This window comes from Prevotella communis (assembly GCF_022024115.1).
Classification (GTDB): Bacteria; Bacteroidota; Bacteroidia; order Bacteroidales; family Bacteroidaceae; genus Prevotella; species Prevotella communis.
In genome coordinates this window covers 1,777,571-1,802,130 of record NZ_CP091792.1, presented here as the reverse complement: position 1 = coordinate 1,802,130, position 24,560 = coordinate 1,777,571, and the positions used below count along the sequence as shown (strand labels likewise).

Here is a 24,560-nt window from a genome sequence, read left to right as displayed (position 1 = left end):
ATGAAACATTAAAATTCTGAATGATGAAGAACAAGACATTTTGGAAATTCGCGATTCAAACAGCCATTAGTATGCTGTCAGCCATCGCAACAGCACTCGGAGTCACCTCGTGCATGGCGTAAAAAAAAAGAGTGAGCTCGGCAAATTGCCGGGCTCACTTTATTTATGTCTACGGACTTCAAAGACTTATAGGACTTGCCGCCGAGGCGGCGCTGGCGCTGCCACTGTCCTTTTAGTCCCTAGAGTCCGTAGACGAAAAATATCCAATGGGATTTTTGTGTCCTTAATCCACTTTCAATCTATCCAATCGCGAAGCAATAAGCTCTGCATACGCCTGTTTATTCTCCTCGCTGAGGAAGGAATCCTGTATGAGCTGCTGCCATTTGGGTAGCGCCTTATGGAAACTGGTGATGAGACGCTGCACCACGTTCTCCTCCAACCCCATCGTCTTTGCCGCAGTCAGGAAGTCGTTCATAGTAAGTTTTGATTTCTTTCCACAAAGCGTAAGCGCCAGTTCCTCCTTGTCCTTCGGATTAGCAATAGCCACATTCAGGAGGTCATAAGCCGGTGTCAGCTGATAGTCTGCGGCCGGTCGGTAGAGCGAGAAGTTCTTCACGTGCAAGATACGCCTCACCATAACAGAAACGGTATTCACCACCATCTTCAGTCAGGACACCCGCAAGGATGTCCTTCCGATATATCTCAGCCTGTCTCATTGCCTTTTAGTTGCTGTCAGTTCGTAGTTAAACAAGTCAAGTAGCTGGTTGACCTTATCCATCCTAAGAGTAGACTTTCCTTGCTCCAGATTGCGTACAAAGCAAAGACCTACACCCGACTTCATAGCCAGGTCTTCCTGTGTAAGGCCATATTCCTTGCGCAGAGCCTTCACCACTACCGATAATTTTGTCTTTTCCATACAAATTATATTATTTCGCATGCAAAAATATATAATTATTCGCAAACTACATCATTTCTGATATAAAATGTATCATTTTTAACATTTTTATATGGTTTCGGCTATAGTTTTTCTAAACAAAGTTAAAAATAGTAATGTTTTGAACAGAAAACAAAGAAAATATTTGTTTTTTGTACGGAATATAACTATATTTGCACCGTGTAAGCACTAAATCTATTTAGATGACACCGTTTGAGAACATAGGCAACATCCCCTTTGACGTTAATGTGCTAAGTGCGGTTTTTCCGAACCATAAGCATATTACCGAGAAGGCACGTGCGCTCGAAAAGAATGGCCTGATTATACGCTTAAAGAAAGGTATGTACGTGGCCAGCAAAATGGAAACCGGTAAGGAACTGTCGAAGGAACTGATAGCCAATCATATTTACGGGCCATCGTATGTGGGCTGTGAATATGCCATGCGCCATTATGGTTTGATACCAGAAAGGGTGTATCAGGTAACATCGGTTACCACCAAGCACTCCAGGGATTTCGAGAATGCCGTAGGCCGTTTCAGTTATCAGAACTGCTCGCCAGAATACTTCGCAGTTGGCGTAAGGATAGAGCATGCAGATGGTGTTAACTTCTTGATAGCTACCCCCGAGAAGGCACTCTGCGATGTGATCAACTTTAGCAAGTGCCTGAATCTACGTTTCATGAAGGATGTAGAGACTTATCTTGAGGAAGACATCCGTTTTGACACTGACGCACTTGAGGGCTTCGATATCAAACTTCTTGAACGATGTGCATTAGCAAGTCGCAAGCAATCGAGTATTAACATGTTAATAAAGTATATAAAGCATGTCAGACATCTTTGAACAAATGATAGCGCAGCATACTATCGCAGGCGATAACGATAGGAAGAATGCCCTCTACGAGGTGATGCAGCAGGTGGTGCTGAGCGGTCTTTACCGTGGCGGTTTCTTTAAAGAGGCAGCCTTCTACGGTGGCACGTGTCTCAGGATATTTCACGGATTAAGGCGATATTCTGAAGATATGGATTTCTCTTTACTGGCAAAGAATCCGGATTTTACGCTCGAACCCTATTTTCCTGCCATTATCGAAGAGGCTCGAATCTTAGGGCGAACGGTTACTATTACAAAGAAGGATAAGCGTACCTTTGGCAAGGTGGAATCAGCTTTCCTGAAGGATAATACAGATGTGTACAACCTGACGTTTCAGACCGAAAAAGCATTGAAGATAAAGATAGAGGTAGATGTCAATCCTCCTCTTGAGTTTTCTACGGAGCAGAAGCTACTTATGCAGCCTTTCTCGTTTACCACGCGTTGCTTTACCCTGCCCGATCTGTATGCCGGCAAGATGCATGCTCTTACTTTTCGTGCTTGGAAGAATCGTATCAAGGGACGCGACTGGTACGATTTCGAATGGTATGTGCGAAATCGTGTGACATTGGATTTTGAACATCTAAAGGTCAGGACAAAGGAGTTTAATGATATTGACCTTACCAAGGAACTCTTTTTGGAGCTTCTAAAGGAACGTATTTCCAAAGCGGACATTGATGTGGTAAAGGCCGATGTCATCCCTTATATCATTGACAAGCGAGAGCTCGATATCTGGAGCAACGACTACTTCCTGCAATTGGCCGACATGATTGTGTTTAAGTGAATTTTATAATTGTCTACGGACTTCAAGGACTTATAGGACTTGCCGCCAAGGCGGCGCTGGCGCTGCCACTATCCCTTTAGTCCCAAGAATCCGTAGACTGAATATTCAGGGCTGTTATCTCAGGTCCTCATCTTCCCTTTACTGCAAATGCTTATAGTTGAATATGGTGAATAAAAAAACTGCTCCCATACCAGTCGTATAGGAACAGTTGTAATTATTTATTATTCATTTCAGTCTTCTTCGCCGTCCCATATGCCGTTTGCTTTTCGGCCACTGGGCTCGTCGTCATCGAGTACGAACTCGCGGGCACCCAGCCAGTCGTCGTAGTCTTTAGCGTCAGGTTTTTGCTCTCCACTTGCCTGAAGCAGACATGTACGATATTGTAGTTCGACAACTGTCATTGTGGGTTTCTCGTATGTTTTCTTTTTCATTGCTTTATAATTTTTAAATAGCCCTACCCCCTCCCTCGGGAGGGTAAAGGGTGGGGGCGCCTTTATTTAATTACTACTTTACGTCCATTATTAATATACAGTCCCTTCTTGCTTGGCTTGCCACTCAGACGCACACCGTCGAGCGTGTACCATGCCTCGCTGTCGAAGGTCATCTCGCCCGTTTCAGTATCGAGCGTGCCGATGGCGGTTGTCTCGCCATTGCTGCCTACCAGGCGCACGATGATGCTCTGTGGCAGTTCCTCGTCCTTAGCTGCTGCACCACGTGTGAAGGAACGCGCATTAGCCGCATTCGGCATGTCGTTCCACAGCAGGTATGCTCTCATCGGGCGAATCTTGGCGCCGCTGGCTACCCTTACGAAGTCACCCACATTAATGCCATCTTTCGCCACACCGGCAAAGCCGTAGGCACGGCCTATCTCTTCAGCGTCGTTATAATCGTTGGAATTCCATTCTTTAAATCTGTATGTTCCCTTAAACGTCCAGTGACTGCCAGGGGCAGCCGTCTCGCAGTTGCCGCCGCCATTGGTGTTGAGCGTCACAGTATTATTGTTGAGATCGAAGGTCACTTTGGCGTCTGTCAGTTTATTGTCTGGCATCAGCAGATACGGAGTGTTTGCCTGTAGCGTCGTCGTTTCGGTCATCGTAGCCTCCCACTTGCCTGTCGTTTCATTCTTCGTAACACCCGAGAACTTATAGAGCTTGCCGCCCGTCAGCGTCTGTCCTTCGCCAAGCGAGAACGGCAACATCACAGTGGATGGCTTGCCCTCGGTAAATGCGCGGTTGTAGGTCACGCTAGTTACATTGACATCCACAGGGATGCTCACCGTCGTCTCCGATGAGCCGTTGAATGTGGCGGAGACGTTATTGCCATCCTTCGTCAGCGCCACGCCCGTAACAGGTCGCAGTGTCTGGTTGTGGATGCTCTGGATCTCATCATTACTGAGCGTTCCACTCCAAATGTTTCCATTTCCGTCAACCAGCGTCTGGTCGTCGGCAATCTTAACCTCGCCGGCAAAACTCTCGCCGCAGTAGTTGTATATACTGTTGGTGCTAACAAAGTCGCTTGCCTTTGAGTAGCCAAGTGTCAGCACACCGGGTAAACTACAGTCACAAATGCCTAATCCGCCAAAGTTTGTGCCCGTGGCAGTTACCTGTCCGCCCAGTATGTCGAAGTGTCCGCCCTCGCAGTAGATGCCAAAATTGTTACCCGAGGCCGTTACCTGTCCGCCATCGATAACGATGCCGCCGGCATCAGTTTCGCACTGCACTAGGATACCGTTGCCACTGGCGTACTCTGTCGAAGCCGATACCACACCGCCGTGGATGCCAAGCAGACTTGTAGCTTTTTGATTAATCAACAAACAGATTGCAGCATCGCCTCCAACAGCCGTAGCCGTCAGGGCACCCGTGCCCTGGCTCTGTCCGTAGATGTGTAGCGTCTTCTCATCACCATAGATGGCACGATCCTTTACGTCCGTTCCCGTGTTCGTCACAGTCATCGTCTTGCCGTCGCCGAGAATCAGCGTCACGTCGCCGCTGAGTGTCACGGTGCCCGTATAGGCCACGTCGCTGTTCACCACATAGGTGCCCGCCGGCAGTGTTGTCATGGCATTGATTAGCGGGATGGCGACAACATTCTCGTGCAGTGTGCCGTCGGCCTCGACATACGACGTGGTGACGGTGGGATAGACAATAGTGAACGTCGCCTCTCTTGAGCCCGTGTAGTTGCCCTTGCCGGTAATGGTAGCAGTGGCTGTACCCACATTCACATTGGCAAAATACCCGATGGTATAATCTGTTCCAAGCGTGAGGGTTTTTTCTCCATCGGTTACGGTCACGGCAGGTTCGATGGCAGAGCCGGTGTAGGTCTGGTCAGCGATGGCGGCAATAGTGATGCCATCATTGGTCATGGACTTTACAATAGTGAACGTTGCTGCGCTCTCGCCCGAGTAGTTGCCCTTGCCGGTGATGGTGACTGTGGCTGTTCCTGCGTTGACGTTATTGCTGTAAGCCACCTCGTAATCCGTGCCAAGAGTGAGCGTTGTTTCTCCATCTTTAACGGTCACGTCAGGTTCGATTGCCGAGCCCGTATAGACCTGGGTGGGTATAGATGCCACGTCGCAGTTCAGCATAGACTTCAATATCGACACAAACCAACTTTCACCGCCCTTGTCCGTCAGAGTGAACACATAGAATCCGCTTTGAGCAACACTAAACTCACTTGCGTAATTGCCGAATGTGGATTCTCCGCCGGTGTAAGGCACATTGATATCTGGATTAGAACCCCAATAATTGTAAAAGTTATCGGAAATAACATATCTTTCCGTCGTCGTTTTGTCGAGCCAGACAATGCTCTCGCCTTCGTAGAGGATGCTCACAGGCTCAGGACTGCCGCCTTGAACAAGATAGAATGTCGTTTTTACTTCGCCCCATTTCGCATAAAACGTCATATCCTCGGTTGCCGTGGCTGGAATGGAGTAATAACGGCTGCCTGTGAAGTCCTCCGTCGTGTACCAGCCCTCGAACGAAGCACCGACCTTCGTCACATATGTGGGAAGTACCGTTGTTTCTCCCTCAATGTAATGGTCGATTTCTCCGCTTCGGATTGTGCCGCCACCAAGGACAAACGACACAGCGTGACTTCTTTCAAATTTCGCCCAATATTCTTTGTCGTCGGTTTCGGAAGAAGAAATGCTTGTAACGGCATCGCCTTCAAGGTCGGCATTGTCGTACCAGCCAAAGAATGTGTAACCCTCACGCTCTACGTTTACGGGCAGCGGCGTGGTATTCCCGACAATGTATTTTGACGAATAAGCCGTTGCGTCACCGTCAAAGGTGTGCAAAGTGATGTTTGCAGTAGTTACGCTCACACCGTCAATCGTGCCGGAGAAATTCGTCTTGCCACCACTCAGACCAAACATCGAGCCGTCGGCAAGCGCGTCCTGATAATAATGCAGAGCCGCAGCCACCGTGCCGTCGGAAAGTTGCTCTGCCGTAACCGATGTGCCATATTGCGAAGTACCGAGGACAAAAGCGTTGCACACAGTGAGAGTGGACCTGTCAAAATCGCCCGCCACAAGATCGTCGTGGTGAGTGCCGTAGGCCCAATTTGCACTTGTCTTTCCTGCAAAATAGGAATTGACGACAGAGACGGAGCCATCGCCACCGCCCGCAAGCCCGCCAATCCAGTTGTCGCCCTTTACGGTACTTGTGCTATACACATTGGCGAGAGTAACGGAAGAGTTATTAGCGACTCCACCTACTATCGAACCAAGGAAGTTGTTGGAACTGCTGAAATACGAATCCACAATGCCGAGGTTCTTGACGACGGCTGAACCGCTTACTGCACCAACAAGTCCGACACGCCAGCTACTGCCGCTGACATAGAGTCCGCTGACGGTGTGTCCCTGCCCATCGAATGTGCCGGAATAAACCTTGCCCTCAAAATAATCATTTCCTATCGGTGTCCATTGCACAAAGTCGCCGGTGTTGGCTTCTCCGTTGGCGTCCAACACGTTTTCATTGACCACAATGTCAGCGGTCAGTTTAGCGTTGGCTGAAGCATTGCCATTGTTGACAAGCTCAGCAAAGCCGTAAAGTTCTGCGGCAGAGCCGATGCTGTAAAAGCCGTCACCATCCTGCGAGGGGGTGGTTGGCGTAATTGTGGTTTGTGCCCATGCCGTTGCAGTCGTGAGCATCATCACAAGCAGCAGCATGGCTGCCCGTCGCGTTGCGCCCAGCCCCGAGGCTAAGGGCGCGAAAAAGTCTTTCTTAATACTCATTGTTATTGTTTATTATTGATTATTTAATTGTCTCGTAGGGTATAAATATGACCTCAAACTTTCTCATCGTTGAAAAATCCCAAAAAACGCCCGCAAAGGTACACATTTTTTTTATAATAAGGTGTTTAAAATTCCAAGTAGGTGTTTAAAATTACGGAATTAGGTGTTAAAATTCCGCGAATTCTAACACCTAATTCCGATGAAATCGTCTAAAAACCTTCTCCGGCTCCCCTACTCCTTAGAATTTTAATGTCTACAGACATGTAAAAAAGAGTGAGCCCGGCAATTTTGCCGAGCTCGCTTTCAATATATATTTTCAGATAATACTTACTTGCCGAAATAGCGCTTCAGCAGACCAGCGAAGCCGGCACCATGACGGGCCTCGTCCTTGGCCATTTCGTGTACGGTGTCGTGGATGGCATCGAAACCGGCAGCCTTGGCGTTCTTGGCAATACGGAACTTGTCCTCGCAGGCACCTGCCTCGGCAGCAGCACGCTTCTCAAGGTTGGTCTTGGTGTCCCATACAACCTCGCCCAGCAGCTCAGCGAAACGAGAGGCATGGTCGGCCTCTTCGAAAGCGTAGCGCTTGAAGGCCTCGGCAATCTCGGGATAACCCTCACGATCGGCCTGACGAGCCATTGCCAGATACATACCAACCTCACCACACTCACCATTGAAATGGGCACGCAGGTCGTTGATCATTTCCTCACTAACTCCCTCGGGCTTGCCGTCACCAATCTTATGAACGGTAGCATAAGTCATATCAGCATCATCCTTCAGTTCAGAGAACTTTGAGGCAGGAGCCTTACAGATGGGACACTTCTCGGGAGCTTCATCGCCTTCGTAGATATATCCACAAACGGCGCAGATAAACTTTTTCTTCATAATGTTTAAACTAGTATTTGGTTAGTAATAGGTATTATTTTTTGCAAAGATAAGGATAAAAAATAAATCCTGCAAGTTTTTTGCAGGATTTTATGTTATTATTTTTTCTTCGTGCGATATTTGCTCAGCAGGGGAATCTCCTCGCATAGGGCATCGGCCAGCAGACCAGCCACTACATGGGCACCATAGACATTATAGTGAGTGTTGTCCTGCTTACCCTTGGGTTCGCTGGGCTCTTCGCCCGGACGATACCACATGTGGAGCTTCTTGGATGCCTCGCGCCCCAGTCCCTGTTCCAGGTCGTGCGTAATCTTGTTGGCATCGACGAAATGCACGTTCATGCGGCGAGCCACATCACGCGGCGCCACACGATAGAGGCCGTGGGTATCTATCAGCGAGTCGCCCTCCACCATCTTCACACCATCCTTGAAGGTGGTGGTACGTAGCAGTTCATCATCCTCGATCTGAGGTGCCTCGACAAAGAAGTTGCGGCGCACCACACAGTTCATCAGCACGGGGATGCCACCATGCTCGCGCGTCTCGCGCACATAGCGTGCCAACATATAGTCGAACGTAGAGCCGGGGTCGGTGTGGCGGTCGGCCTTGGGCTTCTCGTCATTATGTCCGAACTGGATGATGACATAGTCGCCGGGCTTCATCTTCTGCAGCACCTTTTCCCAGCGACCCTCGTTGTGAAACGAGAGCGACGAGCGTCCGTTAACTGCATGATTGTCAACGACTATATACTCTTCGTCAAAGTATTCCTGCAAGGCCATCCCCCACCCTCGCTCTTGCTTGCCTTTAGAGAGATCTTTCTGTGCGGCGGTAGAATCTCCTATAATAAATATTGTTGTAGTTTTCTGTTTGGTGGCCGAGGTGCAGAGAAGCACCAAGGCCAACAATACAGTAAGTAGTTTGATTTGTTTCATTGATTTGTTTTTATAAAGGGTTTACGACAGCTTCGCAATGAGCTCCTCGGGCGAAACGAGTGTCTGTTCACCCGTCTCCATATTCTTCAGCGTCACCTTGCCCTCAGCCATCTCGTTGTCGCCAGCCAGCACCACGAAAGGAATCTGCTTGGCATTGGCGTACGACATCTGCTTCTTCATCTTCGTGCTGTCGGGGAAAATCTCGGCACGGATGCCAGCCTGGCGCACTTTGGCGATGATGGGCAGACAGTAGGCTGTCTCCTTCTCACCGAAATTGATGAAGAGCACCTGAGTGGTTTGCAGCGAGTCCTTGGGATAGAGGTCGAGCGCGTTGAGCACGTCGTAGATACGATCCACGCCAAACGAGATACCTACACCTGAAAGACCAGGCATGCCGAAGATACCCGTGAGGTTGTCGTAACGACCACCACCAGAGATAGAGCCCATAGGTGTGTCGAGCGCCTTCACCTCGAAGATAGCACCGGTATAGTAGCTCAAGCCACGAGCCAGGGTCAGGTCGAGCTGAATCTCATTGTTAAGTGAAGTCAGGAAACTCAAGATATAACGGGTTTCCTCGACGCCCTTCAAGCCGGTCTCACTGGAAGCAAGCACCTGGGCGATGGTCTCGAGCTTCTGCTCGTTAGTACCCTCGAGCATGATGATAGGCTGCAGCTTCTCTATCTGCTCGTCGGTGAGACCATCCTCACGCAGTTCGGCATTCACATTGTCGATACCAATCTTATCGAGCTTGTCGATAGCCACGGTGATATCCACGATCTTATCGGCAGCACCGATCACCTCGGCAATGCCCGTAAGGATCTTGCGGTTGTTGATTTTTATCTGCACACGCACGCCAAAACGGGTGAACACGGTGTCGACGATCTGCATCAGTTCCACCTCGTTGAGCAGCGAGTCAGAGCCCACCACATCGCCATCGAACTGATAGAACTCACGATAGCGGCCCTTCTGGGGACGGTCGGCACGCCACACGGGCTGCACCTGATAGCGCTTGAAGGGCAACTGCAGTTCCTCGCGGTGCATCACCACATAGCGGGCGAAAGGCACGGTGAGGTCGTAGCGCAAACCCTTTTCGCAGATTTTGGAAGCCAGGCGGAGCGTGTTGCGCTCGGTCAGTTCGCTATCCTCAATCTTCGACAGGTAGTCGCCAGAGTTCAGAATCTTGAAGAGCAGTTTGTCGCCCTCCTCGCCATACTTACCCATCAAGGTTTGAAGGGTCTCTTGCGCAGGAGTCTCAATCTGCTGGAATCCGTAGAGTTCGTACACGCTACGGATGGTATTAAAGATATAGTTGCGCTTGGCCATCTCTACGGGGCCAAAGTCGCGCGTTCCCTTTGGAATAGAAGGTTTATTTGCCATTTATTTTCTAACAATAGTTTGTTCACGGTCTGGACCGATTGAAATAATCGTGATAGGAGTTTCGAGTTCTTTCTCGAGGAACTTGATGTAGTCAGAGAACTGCTTGGGGAACTGGTCCTCAGAAGTGAACTTCGTCATGTCGGTCTTCCAACCGGGCAGCTCTACATATACAGGTTCGATACCCTCCTCGATGTTGTAGGGGAAGTCGCGTGTCTCCACGCCATTCACCTTATAAGAAGTGCAGGCCTTGATGGTATCGAAGCCATCGAGCACGTCGCTCTTCATCATGATGAGCTGGGTAACACCGTTTACCATGATAGAATAGCGCAGGGCTACGAGGTCAATCCATCCACAACGGCGCTCACGACCAGTCACGGCACCATACTCATGACCCAGGTCACGAATCTTCTTGCCAGTCTCATCGAAGAGCTCTGTGGGGAAAGGACCGGCACCAACACGGGTGCAGTAGGCCTTCATGATACCAAACACCTCGCCAATCTTGTTGGGACCGATACCCAGACCGGTGCAGGCACCAGCACAGATGGTGTTTGAAGAAGTAACGAAGGGATAGCTGCCGAAATCGACATCGAGCATAGTGCCCTGAGCACCCTCGCACAGCACACTCTTGCCAGAACGCAGGATCTGGTTGATCTCGTGCTCAGAATCAACGATAGGGAACTGGCGCAGGTACTCGATACCCTCCATCCATTTCTTCTCTACCTCCGTGATATCATAGTCGAAGTTGAGCGACTTCAGGATAGCCTCGTGGCGAGCCTTTGCAGCAGCATACTTCTCAGGGAAATTCTCGAGGATATCGCCAACACGCAGACCCGTGCGACTAACCTTGTCGGTATAAGTAGGACCAATGCCCTTACCGGTGGTGCCCACCTTGTTCTTACCCTTCTGAGCCTCATAGGCTGCATCGAGCACACGGTGGGTAGGCATGATGAGGTGAGCCTTCTTTGAGATATGAAGACGCTCTCTCAGGGGATGGCCAGTGGCCTCGAGTGCCTTTGCCTCCTCCATGAAGAGATCGGGAGCCAGCACAACGCCATTACCAATAATGTTTACCTTGCCACCCTGGAAAATACCTGAAGGGATAGAACGGAGTACATACTTCTCGCCGTTGAACTCCAACGTATGGCCAGCGTTAGGACCACCCTGGAAACGGGCTACCACATCGTAATGGGGAGTCAGCACGTCAACAACCTTTCCTTTACCTTCGTCGCCCCACTGCAAACCCAGCAGGACATCAACCTTACCTTGTTTCATTGTCTTTATGTTTTTGTATTCTAATTATTTCTCTTTTTACTTTTCCTTGTGAGTGCACCCTGACACACAGAACAGATGCCGTATATATAAAGGGAGAAGCCATCCTTGCGGAATCGCTTCAGGTGCATGTCCTCTATGGCCTCTACCACCTCGGGAACCTTGATCTCGGTCACCTTGCCACACACGGTACATATCTGGTGGCAATGGTTATTGTCAGAACGGCATGCCTCATATTTCGTAGTGCCCTGAAAACGGTGGCGGATCACCAGGCGCAACTCCATGAAGAGATTCAGCGTATTATAAAGCGTGGCACGGGAGACGGGGAATTTATCATTCTCTGCCAGTTTCGCGCCCAGTTCATCAATGGTGAAATGCCCATCCATACTATAAACCGCACGAAGAATCGCATAACGCTCGGGCGTTTTGCGATGATTATTCATTTCCAGATAATTATCCAGAATCCGTACTACAGCAGCATATGTTCCTTCTATTTTATCAATAGTCTTCATAAACCGACCGCAAAGTTACAAAATTATATTGAATATCAGGTATAAAAGGAAAAAAAAATACGCTATACGAATAAATATGCAGGCGGCTGTTAATTAGACGCAGTCAAAAATACCCGTAGGCTTGGTGCGTTTCAGCACTTCCAGTTCGAAATCCTTGCCGGCCACGATACCATAGGAGCGCAGGATGGTCTCGATGGTCTTGCGTGCCAGTTCGGGGTGGTTGTTCTCCTCCGAGAGATGGCAAAGCCATACGTGACGCAGGTGCTCGCACATGTTCGTGGCAATAGCCTGACCACACGCCTCGTTGTTCAGATGACCGAAGCCATTGGCAATACGTTCCTTCAGATACTGCGGATAGGGTCCCTGCTGCAACATCTCGCAATCATGATTGGCCTCGATGACCAGGTGCTGGGCACGACCGATATACTGTGCCATCTCGTCGGTCACACGGCCGGCATCGGTAATGATGCAGAACGTGGTGTCCTGGACCTCAATCATATAGCCCACGTTATCACTACTGTCGTGGGGCACGGTGAACGGGGTTACGGCGAACTCGCCCAACTGTACCGTGACACCTGGCTCCACGTAATGACGCAGTTCGGCACCAACCTTACGTACCACACAGAAATTACGGTCAATACCCTCGTGGACGGTACGGGTGGCAAAGACGGGCAGTTGGTAATCATGGCTCAGGCTGCCCACACACTTGATATGGTCGGCATGATCATGCGTAATCAGGATGCGATGCACCTTGTAGATGTCCAGTCCGTAGTCACGAAAATACTTCTTCAACGAACGGATGCCTACGCCGGCATCAATAATGAGACTGTCCGTCTCTGTGTATAGATAATAGCAGTTACCACTGCTTCCGCTTCCAAATGATATAAATCTCAGCATTTATGATATATATAACTCTTAACTCTTAATTCTTAATTGAATCAGAACGGCATTCCCACGGCGAAATGGAAGGCATAGTCGCGCTTGAAGTTAGGATGAAGCACAGGATAGTGCTCATCGTCCTCGGCCTCGTAAGCCGGGTTGACCGCCTTCATACCCAGGTCGAAACGCAGGATGAAATAGTCGAAGTTCAGGCGCAGGCCCAGTCCATAGCTGACTGCCAGCTGACGGGGAAAATCCTTGAAGCTGAACTGTCCGCCGGGCTGTTCGTCGTACTGGCGGATGGTCCAGATATTACCGGCATCCACGAAGAGGGCTCCGTTGAATTTCCAGAACAGGTACGTGCGATACTCGGCATTCAGGTCGAGCTTCATATCACCCGTCTGGTTGATGAAGTTGATACGTCCGTCCTGTTCCTTATACTGTCCCGGTCCCAAAGAACGCACGGTCCATCCACGCACACTATTGGCACCACCGGAGAAATAGCGTTTTTCAAAGGGCATCACGGTGGAGTTGCCATAGGGATAGGCCACGCCAAGACCAGCATGGAAAACCAGTTGGTTGTTCTTATCAATCATCAGGACATGACTCAGATCCAAATCGCACTTCACATACTGCGCAAAGGCGATGTTAAACACCTGATAATGACCCAGTTCGTCTTTCTTGGCATTCCACATGCGAGACGCCAGTGAGAGCAGGTTACCCGAGGTCTCGATATTCGACTTAAACGCCGTATTGCCCTTGGTGATGGAATATCCGAAACCAATCTTGGTGATAAACAGATCCTCGTAGTTATAACGCAGGATGGCGTTACGGTTGTTGTCATTTCTCAGATACTCATTATGAAACGTCTCTGATATCCAGGGCATGAAGACATAGTTGAGGTCGAGCACATCCACCTGGAACTTATCCTTGCGATGCGGGAAGCTCCACTTGTAGCGCCAGGCAGCAGAGAGGAGCCGGCGGTGGAACTCAGGACGGTCCTGCATATCGTAAAGCAGGGACACCTCGCTGGTGGCATTGACCAGCCGACGGATTCGCCGGTTGACAAAGGGCGAGATGAATCGGGGGAACTGCAACTTGGCCTCGGCGCTATATTCCACGAAGTTCTGATTGGAGTAGCCCTCCAGACCGCGGATGGCCTCGTAGGCACCACGCAACTGGACGCTCAGCACCTCGCTACCACGAAACAGGTTGCGGTTCTGGTAAGTCAGCGAGGCCGCAGCGCCCAGGTCGCCCGCCGTATTCGTACCTTCAGGCTGGAAACTCAGCGTAGAGGGCTTGTTGTTCTGCAGGAGGATCTGGCAATCCAGCGAGTCGGCATCCGGCACCTGCTTAAAGGTGATATTCGTATATTTCACGGCCTGCAGGCGTCCGAAGTGGTTATACGTATTCTGCAAACCGGAGGCGGAATAAGGACTGCCAGAATGCAGGTGCGTGCACTCCTGGAGCACATGCTGGCGGAGGTGAATCTGGTTATCACCGGGGCTGCCGCTACCGTAATTGATATGACGCATCCAGTAACGCGTATGAGGCACATATTCCTCGTTGGGCAGCTGATAAGGCGCCAGATGCAACGTCAGGTTGATGAGTCGCGAATGGGATATGGAATCAGCCTGATAGGTGATATAGTCCTTATGAAAACGGTAATAGCCGGAATCTGAGAGGAGCGTGCTGATACGCTTGCGCTCGGCATCCAGTTTGGACACGTCAAACTTCATGCCCTTGTATAACAGACTGGCAGACGCACCCTGCTGGGACAAGATACGGGCGATGGTGGTATCCTGAGTCGCATAGCCGATACTATCCACGAAATAGGGTTCGCCGGGTTGCAGGAGATATTCGACCTTCGCCTTGCGTCCTTTCGTGGATACCTGCAGCCTGACCTGTGCGTCAAGGAAGCCCTCGTTCTTCAACTGCTGGGCCAGGTCGGCACAAGTCTGTACGGAAGAAAGACTGTCGAACACGACAGGAGCCTCGCCCATCGACTTCAACGTGCGGTTGATCCACTTCGTGCTGTCCCTGCCCGACAGGGAATAGACGGCAAGGGGAAGCTTATAGAGCGAGAACCATCGGCTATTGGGCATTTGTCTGACATAATTGCGCAGAGCCAACGTATTGATATCATGATAGTTGCTTTCCGACTTCACCTTCACGCTTTTCAGCAGATACTGGTCTTTTGGTACATATTTTGTGCTGGAGCACGATGAGAAAAAGACCATCGCACCCAGAAAAAAAGAGGTCAGAAAGTGTACGTTTCGCATAATCAGATGCAAAGGTACTAATTAAATAAGAAAATCTGACGGTATTATAAAAAAAATTAGTAATTTTGCAATATGATTAGCAAAAACCAGATAAAATTTGTGCGCCAACTGGAGCAAAAGAAATACCGCAAGAAGGAAGGTCTCTTCGTGGCAGAAGGACCAAAGGTGGTTGGCGACCTGCTGCGTGCAGGATTCAAGGCTCACACCATATTTGCCACAAGCGAATGGGAAAGTCAGGGGCAGACCTTCCAGGAGGTCAGCGATGAGGAACTGCGCCGGGTGAGTTTCCTGCAGCATCCACAAAGGGTTCTGGCGCTGTTTTTCATCCCTACGGAATCGATACCATCGGTTTCCAGTCTGTCACTGGCCCTTGACGACGTGCAAGACCCGGGCAACCTGGGTACGATCATCAGGATAGCCGACTGGTTTGGTATTGACACCATCTACTGTTCGGAGAATACGGCGGATGCATGGAGTCCCAAGGTGGTACAGGCTACGATGGGCAGTATTGCGCGCGTGAACATTATTTATACAGACTTACAGGAACTGATCAGTAAGGCACAGGTACCTGTCTACGGCACGCTGCTCGACGGACAAGATATCTACACGCAGGAACTGAGCAAGGAGGGTATCATCGTGATGGGCAACGAGGGAAATGGCATCTCGGCACCTATCCGTAAGCTGATTAACCGCAGGCTGCTGATACCACAGTTTCACGAAGGTCCGGAAAGTCTTAATGTGGCTATTGCCACAGCTATCACCTGTTCGGAATTCAGGCGTCGCTATCCCCTATAACAGGCGTTGCAGGACGATGGCGTCGTGATAGGTTTTTCCATCGAAAAGCCAGTCACTCAGGCTGCCTGTCTGGCGATAGCCCATTCCCTGGAACAGGTGCAGAGAGGCTTCGTTCTCCACGGCAACAACGGCATACAACTGGTGCAGATGAAGGGTGTCGTGGGCATATTGATGCAGGCGCTCTACAGCTGCCTTTGCATAACCCTGACAGCGACAGGACTTACAGATAACGATGCCTATCTCTGCTTTCTGGTTCTTGGGGTCGAACTTCATGATATCGGCCAGTCCGATGGGCTGGTGCCGGTCATCCTCGACAATCAGGCGGACTTGTTTGTCGGTATAGATATCGCCGGTGGTATCTGACATGAACTCGTGCAATACAAAACGGGAGTATGGCACGTTGGTGAGACTCATGCCCCACATAGACTCGTCGTTCTCTATACGATAGAGCAAATCCAGGTCTTCAGGCTCCATCGCCCTGAGTGATATCTGCTGAACCTGTTTCATCCTACTATCTCCATCGGGGTTATAATCACGTTGCTCTCCTTGGTATATGTGCCCAGGATATGACCAGGATTCGCGGCCATATCGGATATGATATCCTCATAGGATATGGTGCTCGTATCATAAACAAAACAGCCGTTTCCACCTGTTGCAGTGGTCAGTCCCTTACGCTTGACGATAGCATTGAAGCGCGACCGCACCCTCTTGCTGCCTTTATAGATATAGACGATGTCGTATCGGCGTTTGGGGAAGAAACCCAGCGACTTACGCAAGCGCATATACAACATCTGTATCAGGGCTATCAGCGCACGGAAATAGATAGCCACCTTGATGGGCAGTGTGACCAGCAGACTGAGGTGACCATAGTGCTTACGGAAGAAAATCAGCATGGCCTGATAGAAAACGTGGACATAACGGAAGCTGGACTTCTGCGTAGACTCGCCCTTGTAATGAACGATACGGCCCGGCACATACCAGTTCTCGTAACCTGCCTTCAGGATTCTGTATGACAGGTCGATATCCTCGCCATACATGAAGAAATCCTCGTCCAGGAGACCAATCTTATCGAGTGCCTCACGACGCAGCATCATGAAAGCGCCACTCACCACCTCAATCTGGCCCGGTTCGTCCCATGACAAATGACTCATGTAATAGCGTCGGGTGAAGCCCAGCATCTTCAGGAAGGAGACGAAGGGTGTGGGGAGACCGCGGCGCGACTCACGGGCCACATGTCCGGCACCATCGTACATCTTCACACCTGCCCCACCCGCCTGTGGATGGGCATCCATGAAATCCAGAACCTCACGGATACACTTCTCGCCAACAATCGTATCAGGATTCAACAGAAGCACATATTCACCTTCCGACTGTCGGATAGCAATATTATTGGCCTTGGCAAAACCCTGGTTATGACTGCATTCTATCAGGTTGATACTATCCTTGAAGCGCTTCTTGAGATATCTGATGGAATCATCACTGGAGTGATTGTCAACCACGAAGATCTCGTACTCCAGGCCCTCGGCAGCACGCTGCACGCTGTAGATACACTGTTCAAGATAGTAGCGTACGTTATAGTTGACTATGATAACTGACAGTTTCATGCTTCTTCTGGTTCTGTTTCTTCTTTTGTCTCTGCAGGTTCTTCTGTCTCAGCCTTGCAACGTCCCATGGTGGGGAGCACGAAAGGCATGGTCAGCATCACCATCACGGCCAGATAGCCGTAGGTGGGTTCGAAACCGTATACATAATATAATAAGGTGTTGGCAAACAGAAGCAGACCCAGGATCAGGACGCGGAGACCGCCCCACTTCATCAGGGCCTTGGCCGGATGGGCCAGCAGGGAGGCATGGATGCTCCTGAACTTAAACAGGCGCAGAGCCAGGGGGACGAGACCGAGTGTCAGGAGTATCATCACCATCTGGACATAATAGCCTGTATGACGGGCCTCGTCGGAAGCGAGGACTGCCATGTCAAACTCCAGATAGTCGCCACAGACATAGATGATGGCAGCAGCCAGGAGTTGCAGCCAATAGACGAACATCAGTATATTTCGTGTCTTCTTCATCACTATATGTTTTATTTGCCATCGAAGGGGGTCCGGTTCAGGATAGAGCGTCCTAACGTCACCTCATCGGTATATTCTAACTCATTGCCCACGGCAATACCACGGGCGATAATGGATATCTTCACATCATAAGGGGCCAGCTTGCGGAAGATATAGAAATTGGTGGTGTCGCCTTCCATGGTGGAACTCAACGCCAGGATCACTTCCTTCACATGACCCTCGGAAACGCGCGACACCAGCGACTCTATCTCCAGGTCGGCGGGGCCAATGCCGTCCATCGGCGAGATGAGTCCGCCAAGGACATGATACAGGCCGGTGAACTGTTGGGTATTCTCTACTGCCATCACGTCCTGGATATTCTCTACCACACAGATAGTAGAACTGTCACGACGGTCGTTGGAACAGATAGGACAGACGTCCTGGTCGCTGATGTTATGGCAGACCTTGCAGAATTTCACTTCTTCCTTCATCCGGCTGATGGCATCGGTAAACTGAAACACATCATCGGCATCCTGACGCAAGAGGTGGAGCACCAGTCGCAAGGCGGTCTTGCGTCCGATGCCCGGCAGTTGGGAGAACTCCTGTACTGCCCGCTCCAATAGTCGTGAAGGATATTGTTGTATCATGCTAACTCACTTAGTTCTAACCAGCGCATGGACTTCTCGTCCAACTCGTCATTCAACAATGGCAGACGTTTGCTCATCTGCGTTATCTCGTCAACAGAAAGGGTGCCGGAACTGAGGGCATCCTCAATCTGCTTCTTCTCGTCCTCCAGGGTGGCGATATCTTTCTCCAGCTGCTCGAACTCACGCTTTTCCTTGAACGACATCTTGCGCTTCGTCTCGCGCTCGCTCCTTGTATCGGTGGTCACCTTGGCAGGTTTCTGGGCGGCAGATGCGGATTCCTTAGGCTGGAGGGCCTGCCACTCGCGATACTGGGTATAGTTGCCGGGGAAGTCCTTAATCTCGCCCTGTCCCTTGAAGACCAGCAGGTGGTCAACGACCTTGTCCATGAAATAGCGGTCGTGACTGACCACAATCACACAACCGGGGAAATCCTGCAGGTATTCCTCCAGGATCTGAAGGGTCACGATATCCAGGTCGTTGGTAGGCTCATCGAGTACCAGGAAGTTGGGGTTTCGCATCAATACCGTACAGAGGTAGAGCTTGCGTTTCTCACCACCCGAGAGTTTATAGACATAGTTGTGCTGCTGTTCGGGGGTGAAGAGGAAATGCTGCAGGAACTGGCTGGCCGACAGGCGGCGTCCGCTTCCCAGGTCAACCTCTTCAGCAATATCACGGACCACATCGATCACTTTCTGCTGCTCGTCAAATTTCAGGCCTTCCTGTGAGAAATAGCCGAAGCGTACCGTCTCGCCAATAACGATGCGGCCTTCATCGGGCTGCTGTTGTCCTAACAGCATCTTCAGAAACGTAGATTTTCCCGTGCCGTTATTGCCGACGATACCCATCTTCTCGAAGCGCGAGAAATTATAGTAGAAGTCCTTCATGATAATGGTATCATCAAAGGCCTTCGAGATATACTGGCATTCGAAAATCTTGGAACCGATATAGACATTGGAGGCTTTCAGGCGGATGGCACGTTCCTCGATACGCGACTTGGCCAGACGTTCCAGGTCGTAGAAGGCATCCTCTCGGTATTTGGCCTTATGACCACGAGCCTGAGGCTGGCGGCGCATCCAGTCCAGTTCGGTACGATACAGATTATTGGCGCGTGCTATCTCTGCCCTGCGATTATCGATGCGCTCCTGTCGCTTCTCAAGATAATAGGAATAGTTGCCACGATAGGTATATATGGTGCGGTCGTCGATCTCGAGAATCACGGAACATACGCGGTCCAGGAAATAACGGTCGTGGGTAACCATCAGCAGCGTCTTATTGCCACGGTTCAGGAATCCTTCCAGCCATTCAATCATCTCCAGGTCCAGATGGTTGGTGGGCTCGTCGAGAATCAGCAGGTCGGGTTCGGTAATCAGCACATTGGCCAGGGCCACACGCTTCTGCTGTCCGCCACTCAACTGCCTCATGGGCTGATGCAAGTCGCGAATCTTCAGTTGGGTCAGAATCTGCTTGGCCTTCAGCACCTTCTCGTCGTCACCCTGATGATTGAAACAGGCATCCAGCACGGAGTCGTCGGGGTCGAACACAGGCGACTGTTCCAGGAATCCTACCTTCAGATCACGCTTGTAGATGATGTCACCCGTATCATAACCGTCCTTACCCGACAGTAATGACAGGAGCGTAGACTTACCTGTGCCGTTCTTGGCAATCAGTCCTACGCGCTGACGTTCGGCAATAGAAAAGCTGATATTCTCAAAAAGGACCAGCGAACCAAACGATTTCGTCAGGTTCTGGACTTCCAAGTATGGTATTTCCTTGGCCATCTATTACAGGGACTTATTGATTTGGTCAATATAGTCTAATACCTCATCACGTCCACGGGCTTTTTCTGATGACGTGACGAAATATGGGGGCATCTCTTCCCATGTCTCCAGCATCTTCCTGACATAAGCGTCAACACTGGCCTTCACCTTTCCTTCTGAAAGTTTATCGGCCTTCGTGAAGATGATGGCAAAGGGAATAGACGACAATCCCAGCCAATTGATAAATTCCAAGTCAATCTTCTGGGGTTCCAACCGGATATCTACCAGGACAAACACGTTCACCAGCTGCTCGCGCTCCAGGATATAGCCACGGATCATCTGGTCGAGTTTGGCTACTTCAGTCTTGGAACGCTTGGCATAGCCATAGCCGGGAAGGTCTACCAGATACCACTCGCGATTAATCAGGAAATGGTTAATCAGGAGCGTTTTACCCGGAGTGGATGATGTCTTCGCCAACTTCTTGTTGCGCGACAACATATTGATCAGGCTCGACTTTCCTACATTTGAACGGCCTATGAATGCATACTCGGGCTTTGTGTCGTTAGGACACATGGAAACCCTGGGGGCTGAAAGTGTGAATTCTGCGGTCTTGATATCCATACGGTTGAAGACAAAAGAAGGGGCGACTCGCCATTTTCCTGTGCTCGACGCCCCTCAATAAAATATTTCTGATTATCTAATCCTATCGAGCGATTTTACCAGCTTCTCGTCTTTCAGAATTCCTTTTCTGGCAAGGAACAGGAAGAGAACTGCCACCATAGGCATCACGGCAAACCACTCAAGTAAAGGCTGCATCACAGCCAACGCTACATAATAGACTATGCCTATTCCCATAAGAACAGAACAGATATTTGCTTGGTATGTACGGTTCTTATACAGAAACACAATAAGCAGAGTCAGGAGAGCCATGCTTCCCGTGAGACCTTTGTTATAGCCCATCGGCTCAAAGATACACCCCACCACTAAAGCGATTGCTGCCAGCAAGAGGTATACGGTCTGGATACGCTGGATCATGCCTCTGCAGTCTGTGACTCCTTAGCGGGGTCGCGCCAATAAACCTTACCTTCAATAAACTCCTGTGTAGCAAGCAGAGAGGGCTTGGGAAGCTTCTCGTAGTAACGTGATATCTCGATTTGCTCGCGATTCTCGAAAACCTCCTCCAAAGATTCGTTATAAGAGGCAAACTCTGCCAACTTCTTTGAGAGATCTTCCTTAATCTGAACTGAAATCTGATTAGCGCGCTTAGCTATGATAGCTACACTTTCGTAAATGTTTCCAGTCTCATCGCAGAGATCCATAATGTTTCGAGTCACGGTATTAACCGGTGCTTTTGATTTCTTGTAATCCATCTTTGTATTATAAAATTAATCTTTCGTTATTTTCTTGCATTTCTCAATATACTTCTCAGCCAAGGCCTTGTCCTTGGACTCAGGATACTCATTCAGGAATCCATAGCATTCATCCTCAGCATCCTGATAGCGCTCCAGTTTCCTGTCTGCGCTGGAATTCTCGGCCAGTTCGAACTTACTCTTCATAATCAGCAGCGAGAATTCCTCGCGGTGATTGGAATAAGGGTATGTCTTCAGGGCATTCTGAGCGACAATGATGCTTGAGCTGTAATTGCTCTCGCTATTGGAGTTGATATTTCCGAAATAGCCACCCAGATTGTAGTAGAGCTGGGCAGACAGGAGCTCTTTCATGACCAGCTTGTCCTGCAACTCAAAGAGCCTGTCCTGAGCACGTTCACGCAACTGGGAGTTGGGATAGAAATCCAGGAACTGCTGATAGGCGTTGATGGCACCAATGGTAGGCGTCTGGTCCAGACGGGGCTCCGGAGCGCTCTCATAAAGCGACTGGCCTACATAGAACATAGCCTGCTCAGCATAAAAACCCTTGGGGTAAGAAGAGAAGTACTTCCTGAACGTGGCTTCAGCTGACTCAAAGTCGTGGTTCATATACTGCGACATGGCCAACATATAGAGGGCTTCCTCTGCCTCGTCAGTACCCTTCTTCAAAGTTATCAGGTCCTGCAGCAATATTTCTGCACGGCCAAACTTGCCTTCTGCAAAACATTGCTTGGCATATTCGTAACGATAATCATAGTCGCTACTCTTGATAACCCTGTTAAACTCGCCTGCGCATCCCGTCATCATGGCTGCGACGGAGCACAATATGATGGTTCTGATTTTCATTAATTACAGATTTTGGACTGCAAAATTACAAATTTCCCCTCAAAATACAAAGCGTTTACATATTTTTTAACCGCAGATTATACACATTTCACAGAAAATTAGTAACTTTGCAGGTTGAAATGGACTTTAAACTGACTTCTAAATACAAACCTACTGGTGATCAGCCAGAGGCAATTCGAGAACTGACCGACGGTGTAAACCGCGGTGACCGGGCCCAGGTATTGCTGGGTGTTACCGGATCAGGAAAAACATTTACGATGGCAAACGTGATTGCCAACGTGAACCGCCCTACCCTGATTCTTAGTCACAACAAGACCCTTGCAGCCCAGTTGTACGATGAGATGCGGGGCTTCTTCCCTGACAACGCCGTTGAGTATTATGTCAGCTATTATGACTACTACCAACCGGAGGCTTACCTGCCATCCAGCGATACGTATATCGAAAAGGACCTGGCTATCAACGAGGAGATAGACCGCCTGCGCCTTTCGGCCGTAAGCAGTTTGCTTTCAGGACGAAAAGATGTGGTCGTTGTATCTTCTGTTTCATGCATCTACGGCATGGGAAGCCCTAACGCCTTGTCAGAAAACGTGATAGAAATCCGCCAGGGGCAGAACATCGAGCGTAATGCTTTGTTAAGAAAATTAGTGCAGTCTCTCTACGTCAGGAACGACCTGGCGCTGGAACGTGGAAACTTCCGTGTGAAGGGTGATACCGTAGATATCTACATGGCCTACAGCGAGAAGATCCTGCGCATCAATTTCTGGGATGACGAAATTGACACGATCGAGGAACTGGAACCTGTCACCATGCTGCGTATGGGTCGCTATGCGGAGTATAAGATATACCCTGCCAACCTCTTTATGACTACGCAGGAGCAAACCAACAAGGCCATACATGATATTCAGGATGACCTCACCAAACAGGTGGCTTTCTTTGAGGAACTGGGCGATGGAATCAAGGCACAGCGCATCAAGGAACGCGTGGAATATGACATGGAGATGATCAAGGAACTGGGACATTGTTCCGGCATCGAGAACTATTCACGCTATTTTGATGGGCGTCAGCCTGGCGAGCGTCCATATTGCCTGCTGGATTTCTTCCCTGATGACTTCCTGCTCTTCATTGACGAGAGCCATGTGTCTGTACCCCAGATAGGGGCCATGTATGGTGGCGACCGTGCACGCAAGACGAACTTGGTGGAATACGGTTTCCGTCTGCCTGCGGCGTTCGACAACCGTCCGCTGACATTCGACGAGTTCCAGAAGGAGGTCAACCAGGTGATATATGTGAGTGCTACGCCTGCTGACTTTGAGCTAGAAGAGTCGGAAGGCGTTGTCGTAGAACAGGTGATCCGTCCTACCGGTCTTCTAGACCCTGAGATTGAGGTGCGTCCCAGCGAGCATCAGATTGACGACTTGCTGGAGGAGATCCGCATCCGTATAGAGCGTCAGGAACGTGTGCTGGTAACAACGCTGACAAAACGCATGGCGGAGGAACTGTCGGAATTCCTGTTGAACCACGGCGTGAACACAGCCTATATCCATAGTGATGTGGCCACACTGGACCGTGTGCAGATTCTGGAAAAACTGCGTCAGGGAGAATATGATGTGCTGGTGGGTGTCAACCTGCTGCGTGAAGGACTGGACCTGCCTGAGGTGTCGTTGGTGGCAATTCTCGATGCCGACAAGGAAGGATTCCTTCGCAGTCGCCGTTCGTTGGTTCAGACGGCCGGCCGTGCAGCCCGAAACATCAATGGCAGGGTGATTATGTATGCCGATACCATCACGCGCTCCATGCAGGAAACGATCGACGAGACCAACCGCCGCCGTATGAAACAGTTGCGCTATAACGAGGAACATCATATCACGCCAAAACAGGTGCAGAAGTCCTTGAAGAGTTCGCTGTCGCGCGACGACCGTCCGGATATCAAGGAACTCAAGCTGACTGCCACGACAAGCCAGCCTGCCAGCATGGCTGCAGACCCTATCGTAGAACGGATGACACGTCCGCAGATAGAGAAGCTCATTGTCGAGACAACCAAACGCATGAAGGAGGCAGCCAAGCAGTTGGACTTCCTGCAAGCGGCCCAGTATCGCGACGAGATTATCCGTCTGCAGAAGGAAATAGAACTGAAATAACGCAAGGAAATCCGT

25 protein-coding genes are annotated in these 24,560 nt (G+C 50.0%); 5 read left to right on the top strand and 20 right to left on the bottom strand.

The window, feature by feature from the left end; genetic code table 11:
- Positions 1-20 precede the first annotated feature (20 nt).
- Entirely contained in the window at positions 21-122 is a 102-nt protein-coding gene (locus L6468_RS07170; RefSeq protein WP_348535104.1) for a smalltalk protein, read from the top strand.
- Positions 123-283: 161 nt separating this feature from the next.
- Here L6468_RS07170 and L6468_RS07165 read toward each other — a convergent pair whose 3' ends face one another.
- Positions 284-637, bottom strand: coding sequence for a HipA domain-containing protein (locus tag L6468_RS07165; protein WP_237792761.1), 354 nt, complete (start codon positions 635-637; stop codon positions 284-286).
- 75 nt (positions 638-712) lie between these two features.
- The gene (locus L6468_RS07160; protein WP_091818521.1) at positions 713-916 is read right to left on the bottom strand and encodes a helix-turn-helix transcriptional regulator; all 204 of its coding nucleotides are present in this window, start codon (positions 914-916) and stop codon (positions 713-715) included.
- A gap of 221 nt (positions 917-1,137) precedes the next feature.
- Here L6468_RS07160 and L6468_RS07155 point away from each other — a divergent pair, with 221 nt between their 5' ends.
- Both L6468_RS07155 and L6468_RS07150 read left to right on the top strand, forming a co-directional pair.
- A complete protein-coding gene (locus L6468_RS07155; RefSeq protein ID WP_237792760.1) occupies positions 1,138-1,773 on the top strand; it encodes a type IV toxin-antitoxin system AbiEi family antitoxin domain-containing protein in 636 nt (211 codons plus the stop codon).
- Positions 1,757-2,581 carry a nucleotidyl transferase AbiEii/AbiGii toxin family protein gene (locus L6468_RS07150; protein WP_237792759.1) on the top strand — a complete coding sequence of 275 codons (825 nt, stop codon included), beginning with the start codon at positions 1,757-1,759 and terminating at the stop codon, positions 2,579-2,581. The genes L6468_RS07155 and L6468_RS07150 overlap by 17 nt, the downstream gene beginning before the upstream one ends.
- Before the next feature lie 230 nt (positions 2,582-2,811).
- Here L6468_RS07150 and L6468_RS07145 read toward each other — a convergent pair whose 3' ends face one another.
- The 9 genes from L6468_RS07145 to tamL form a co-directional block, all read right to left on the bottom strand.
- The gene (locus L6468_RS07145) at positions 2,812-3,012 is read right to left on the bottom strand and encodes a hypothetical protein (RefSeq protein WP_237792758.1); all 201 of its coding nucleotides are present in this window, start codon (positions 3,010-3,012) and stop codon (positions 2,812-2,814) included.
- 62 nt (positions 3,013-3,074) lie between these two features.
- A complete protein-coding gene (locus tag L6468_RS07140) occupies positions 3,075-6,815 on the bottom strand; it encodes an InlB B-repeat-containing protein (RefSeq protein WP_237792757.1) in 3,741 nt (1,246 codons plus the stop codon).
- Positions 6,816-7,142: 327 nt separating this feature from the next.
- Positions 7,143-7,700, bottom strand: a complete 558-nt coding sequence (locus tag L6468_RS07135; protein ID WP_237792756.1) for an NADH peroxidase — start codon at positions 7,698-7,700, stop codon at positions 7,143-7,145.
- A 98-nt stretch (positions 7,701-7,798) separates the two neighbouring features.
- Positions 7,799-8,629: a rhamnogalacturonan acetylesterase gene (locus L6468_RS07130; RefSeq protein ID WP_237792755.1), complete on the bottom strand. Its 831-nt coding sequence runs from the start codon at positions 8,627-8,629 to the stop codon at positions 7,799-7,801.
- A gap of 21 nt (positions 8,630-8,650) precedes the next feature.
- Positions 8,651-10,006 (bottom strand): histidine--tRNA ligase, encoded by a 1,356-nt coding sequence (gene hisS / locus L6468_RS07125; RefSeq protein WP_237792754.1) that lies wholly within the window; start codon positions 10,004-10,006, stop codon positions 8,651-8,653.
- Positions 10,007-11,278, bottom strand: coding sequence for an adenylosuccinate synthase (locus tag L6468_RS07120; protein WP_237792753.1), 1,272 nt, complete (start codon positions 11,276-11,278; stop codon positions 10,007-10,009).
- Positions 11,279-11,298: 20 nt separating this feature from the next.
- Entirely contained in the window at positions 11,299-11,787 is a 489-nt protein-coding gene (locus tag L6468_RS07115; RefSeq protein WP_237792752.1) for a Fur family transcriptional regulator, read from the bottom strand.
- A 93-nt stretch (positions 11,788-11,880) separates the two neighbouring features.
- Complete coding sequence (locus L6468_RS07110) at positions 11,881-12,684, bottom strand: MBL fold metallo-hydrolase (protein WP_237792751.1); 804 nt, start codon at positions 12,682-12,684, stop codon at positions 11,881-11,883.
- A 41-nt stretch (positions 12,685-12,725) separates the two neighbouring features.
- On the bottom strand, positions 12,726-14,948 hold the full coding sequence (gene tamL, locus L6468_RS07105) for a translocation and assembly module lipoprotein TamL (RefSeq protein ID WP_237792750.1): 2,223 nt from the start codon (positions 14,946-14,948) through the stop codon (positions 12,726-12,728).
- A gap of 72 nt (positions 14,949-15,020) precedes the next feature.
- Between tamL and L6468_RS07100 the strand changes: the two genes are divergently transcribed.
- Positions 15,021-15,743, top strand: a complete 723-nt coding sequence (locus L6468_RS07100) for a TrmH family RNA methyltransferase (protein ID WP_237792749.1) — start codon at positions 15,021-15,023, stop codon at positions 15,741-15,743.
- Here L6468_RS07100 and L6468_RS07095 read toward each other — a convergent pair.
- The 9 genes from L6468_RS07095 to L6468_RS07055 form a co-directional block, all read right to left on the bottom strand.
- Entirely contained in the window at positions 15,738-16,250 is a 513-nt protein-coding gene (locus tag L6468_RS07095; RefSeq protein ID WP_237792748.1) for a GNAT family N-acetyltransferase, read from the bottom strand. The two genes, L6468_RS07100 and L6468_RS07095, sit on opposite strands and share 6 nt — an antisense overlap.
- Positions 16,247-17,347: a glycosyltransferase family 2 protein gene (locus L6468_RS07090; protein WP_091818535.1), complete on the bottom strand. Its 1,101-nt coding sequence runs from the start codon at positions 17,345-17,347 to the stop codon at positions 16,247-16,249. Before L6468_RS07090 ends, L6468_RS07095 begins: the two co-directional genes overlap by 4 nt.
- The gene (locus L6468_RS07085; RefSeq protein ID WP_237792747.1) at positions 17,344-17,811 is read right to left on the bottom strand and encodes a hypothetical protein; all 468 of its coding nucleotides are present in this window, start codon (positions 17,809-17,811) and stop codon (positions 17,344-17,346) included. Before L6468_RS07085 ends, L6468_RS07090 begins: the two co-directional genes overlap by 4 nt.
- Before the next feature lie 11 nt (positions 17,812-17,822).
- Complete coding sequence (gene recR / locus L6468_RS07080) at positions 17,823-18,434, bottom strand: recombination mediator RecR (RefSeq protein WP_091854717.1); 612 nt, start codon at positions 18,432-18,434, stop codon at positions 17,823-17,825.
- A complete protein-coding gene (locus L6468_RS07075) occupies positions 18,434-20,215 on the bottom strand; it encodes an ABC-F family ATP-binding cassette domain-containing protein (RefSeq protein WP_237796620.1) in 1,782 nt (593 codons plus the stop codon). The genes recR and L6468_RS07075 overlap by 1 nt, the downstream gene beginning before the upstream one ends.
- Before the next feature lie 3 nt (positions 20,216-20,218).
- The gene (gene yihA, locus L6468_RS07070) at positions 20,219-20,815 is read right to left on the bottom strand and encodes a ribosome biogenesis GTP-binding protein YihA/YsxC (protein WP_091818538.1); all 597 of its coding nucleotides are present in this window, start codon (positions 20,813-20,815) and stop codon (positions 20,219-20,221) included.
- A gap of 72 nt (positions 20,816-20,887) precedes the next feature.
- Entirely contained in the window at positions 20,888-21,229 is a 342-nt protein-coding gene (locus L6468_RS07065) for a DUF4293 domain-containing protein (protein WP_091854689.1), read from the bottom strand.
- Positions 21,226-21,564, bottom strand: a complete 339-nt coding sequence (locus L6468_RS07060; RefSeq protein ID WP_091818540.1) for a DNA-directed RNA polymerase subunit omega — start codon at positions 21,562-21,564, stop codon at positions 21,226-21,228. Before L6468_RS07060 ends, L6468_RS07065 begins: the two co-directional genes overlap by 4 nt.
- A gap of 15 nt (positions 21,565-21,579) precedes the next feature.
- Entirely contained in the window at positions 21,580-22,407 is an 828-nt protein-coding gene (locus L6468_RS07055) for an outer membrane protein assembly factor BamD (protein ID WP_237796619.1), read from the bottom strand.
- 119 nt (positions 22,408-22,526) lie between these two features.
- Here L6468_RS07055 and uvrB point away from each other — a divergent pair, with 119 nt between their 5' ends.
- Positions 22,527-24,545 (top strand): excinuclease ABC subunit UvrB, encoded by a 2,019-nt coding sequence (gene uvrB, locus L6468_RS07050; protein ID WP_237796618.1) that lies wholly within the window; start codon positions 22,527-22,529, stop codon positions 24,543-24,545.
- The last annotated feature ends 15 nt before the right edge of the window (positions 24,546-24,560 follow it).

Bases quoted from the DNA above. Each gene is read 5' to 3' on its own strand.
- L6468_RS07170 (WP_348535104.1), top strand. From the start codon at position 21: ATGATGAAGAACAAGACATTTTGGAAATTCGCGATTCAAACAGCCATT.
- L6468_RS07160 (WP_091818521.1), bottom strand. From the start codon at position 916: ATGGAAAAGACAAAATTATCGGTAGTGGTGAAGGCTCTGCGCAAGGAA.
- L6468_RS07130 (WP_237792755.1), bottom strand. From the start codon at position 8,629: ATGAAACAAATCAAACTACTTACTGTATTGTTGGCCTTGGTGCTTCTC.
- uvrB (WP_237796618.1), top strand. From the start codon at position 22,527: ATGGACTTTAAACTGACTTCTAAATACAAACCTACTGGTGATCAGCCA.
- L6468_RS07145 (WP_237792758.1), bottom strand. From the start codon at position 3,012: ATGAAAAAGAAAACATACGAGAAACCCACAATGACAGTTGTCGAACTA.
- L6468_RS07165 (WP_237792761.1), bottom strand. From the start codon at position 637: ATGGTGAGGCGTATCTTGCACGTGAAGAACTTCTCGCTCTACCGACCG.
- tamL (WP_237792750.1), bottom strand. From the start codon at position 14,948: ATGCGAAACGTACACTTTCTGACCTCTTTTTTTCTGGGTGCGATGGTC.
- yihA (WP_091818538.1), bottom strand. From the start codon at position 20,815: ATGGATATCAAGACCGCAGAATTCACACTTTCAGCCCCCAGGGTTTCC.
- L6468_RS07120 (WP_237792753.1), bottom strand. From the start codon at position 11,278: ATGAAACAAGGTAAGGTTGATGTCCTGCTGGGTTTGCAGTGGGGCGAC.
- L6468_RS07090 (WP_091818535.1), bottom strand. From the start codon at position 17,347: ATGAAACTGTCAGTTATCATAGTCAACTATAACGTACGCTACTATCTT.
- L6468_RS07155 (WP_237792760.1), top strand. From the start codon at position 1,138: ATGACACCGTTTGAGAACATAGGCAACATCCCCTTTGACGTTAATGTG.
- L6468_RS07110 (WP_237792751.1), bottom strand. From the start codon at position 12,684: ATGCTGAGATTTATATCATTTGGAAGCGGAAGCAGTGGTAACTGCTAT.
- L6468_RS07115 (WP_237792752.1), bottom strand. From the start codon at position 11,787: ATGAAGACTATTGATAAAATAGAAGGAACATATGCTGCTGTAGTACGG.
- L6468_RS07055 (WP_237796619.1), bottom strand. From the start codon at position 22,407: ATGAAAATCAGAACCATCATATTGTGCTCCGTCGCAGCCATGATGACG.
- L6468_RS07150 (WP_237792759.1), top strand. From the start codon at position 1,757: ATGTCAGACATCTTTGAACAAATGATAGCGCAGCATACTATCGCAGGC.
- L6468_RS07075 (WP_237796620.1), bottom strand. From the start codon at position 20,215: ATGGCCAAGGAAATACCATACTTGGAAGTCCAGAACCTGACGAAATCG.
- L6468_RS07100 (WP_237792749.1), top strand. From the start codon at position 15,021: ATGATTAGCAAAAACCAGATAAAATTTGTGCGCCAACTGGAGCAAAAG.
- L6468_RS07065 (WP_091854689.1), bottom strand. From the start codon at position 21,229: ATGATCCAGCGTATCCAGACCGTATACCTCTTGCTGGCAGCAATCGCT.
- hisS (WP_237792754.1), bottom strand. From the start codon at position 10,006: ATGGCAAATAAACCTTCTATTCCAAAGGGAACGCGCGACTTTGGCCCC.
- L6468_RS07095 (WP_237792748.1), bottom strand. From the start codon at position 16,250: ATGAAACAGGTTCAGCAGATATCACTCAGGGCGATGGAGCCTGAAGAC.
- L6468_RS07135 (WP_237792756.1), bottom strand. From the start codon at position 7,700: ATGAAGAAAAAGTTTATCTGCGCCGTTTGTGGATATATCTACGAAGGC.
- L6468_RS07060 (WP_091818540.1), bottom strand. From the start codon at position 21,564: ATGGATTACAAGAAATCAAAAGCACCGGTTAATACCGTGACTCGAAAC.
- L6468_RS07140 (WP_237792757.1), bottom strand. From the start codon at position 6,815: ATGAGTATTAAGAAAGACTTTTTCGCGCCCTTAGCCTCGGGGCTGGGC.
- L6468_RS07085 (WP_237792747.1), bottom strand. From the start codon at position 17,811: ATGAAGAAGACACGAAATATACTGATGTTCGTCTATTGGCTGCAACTC.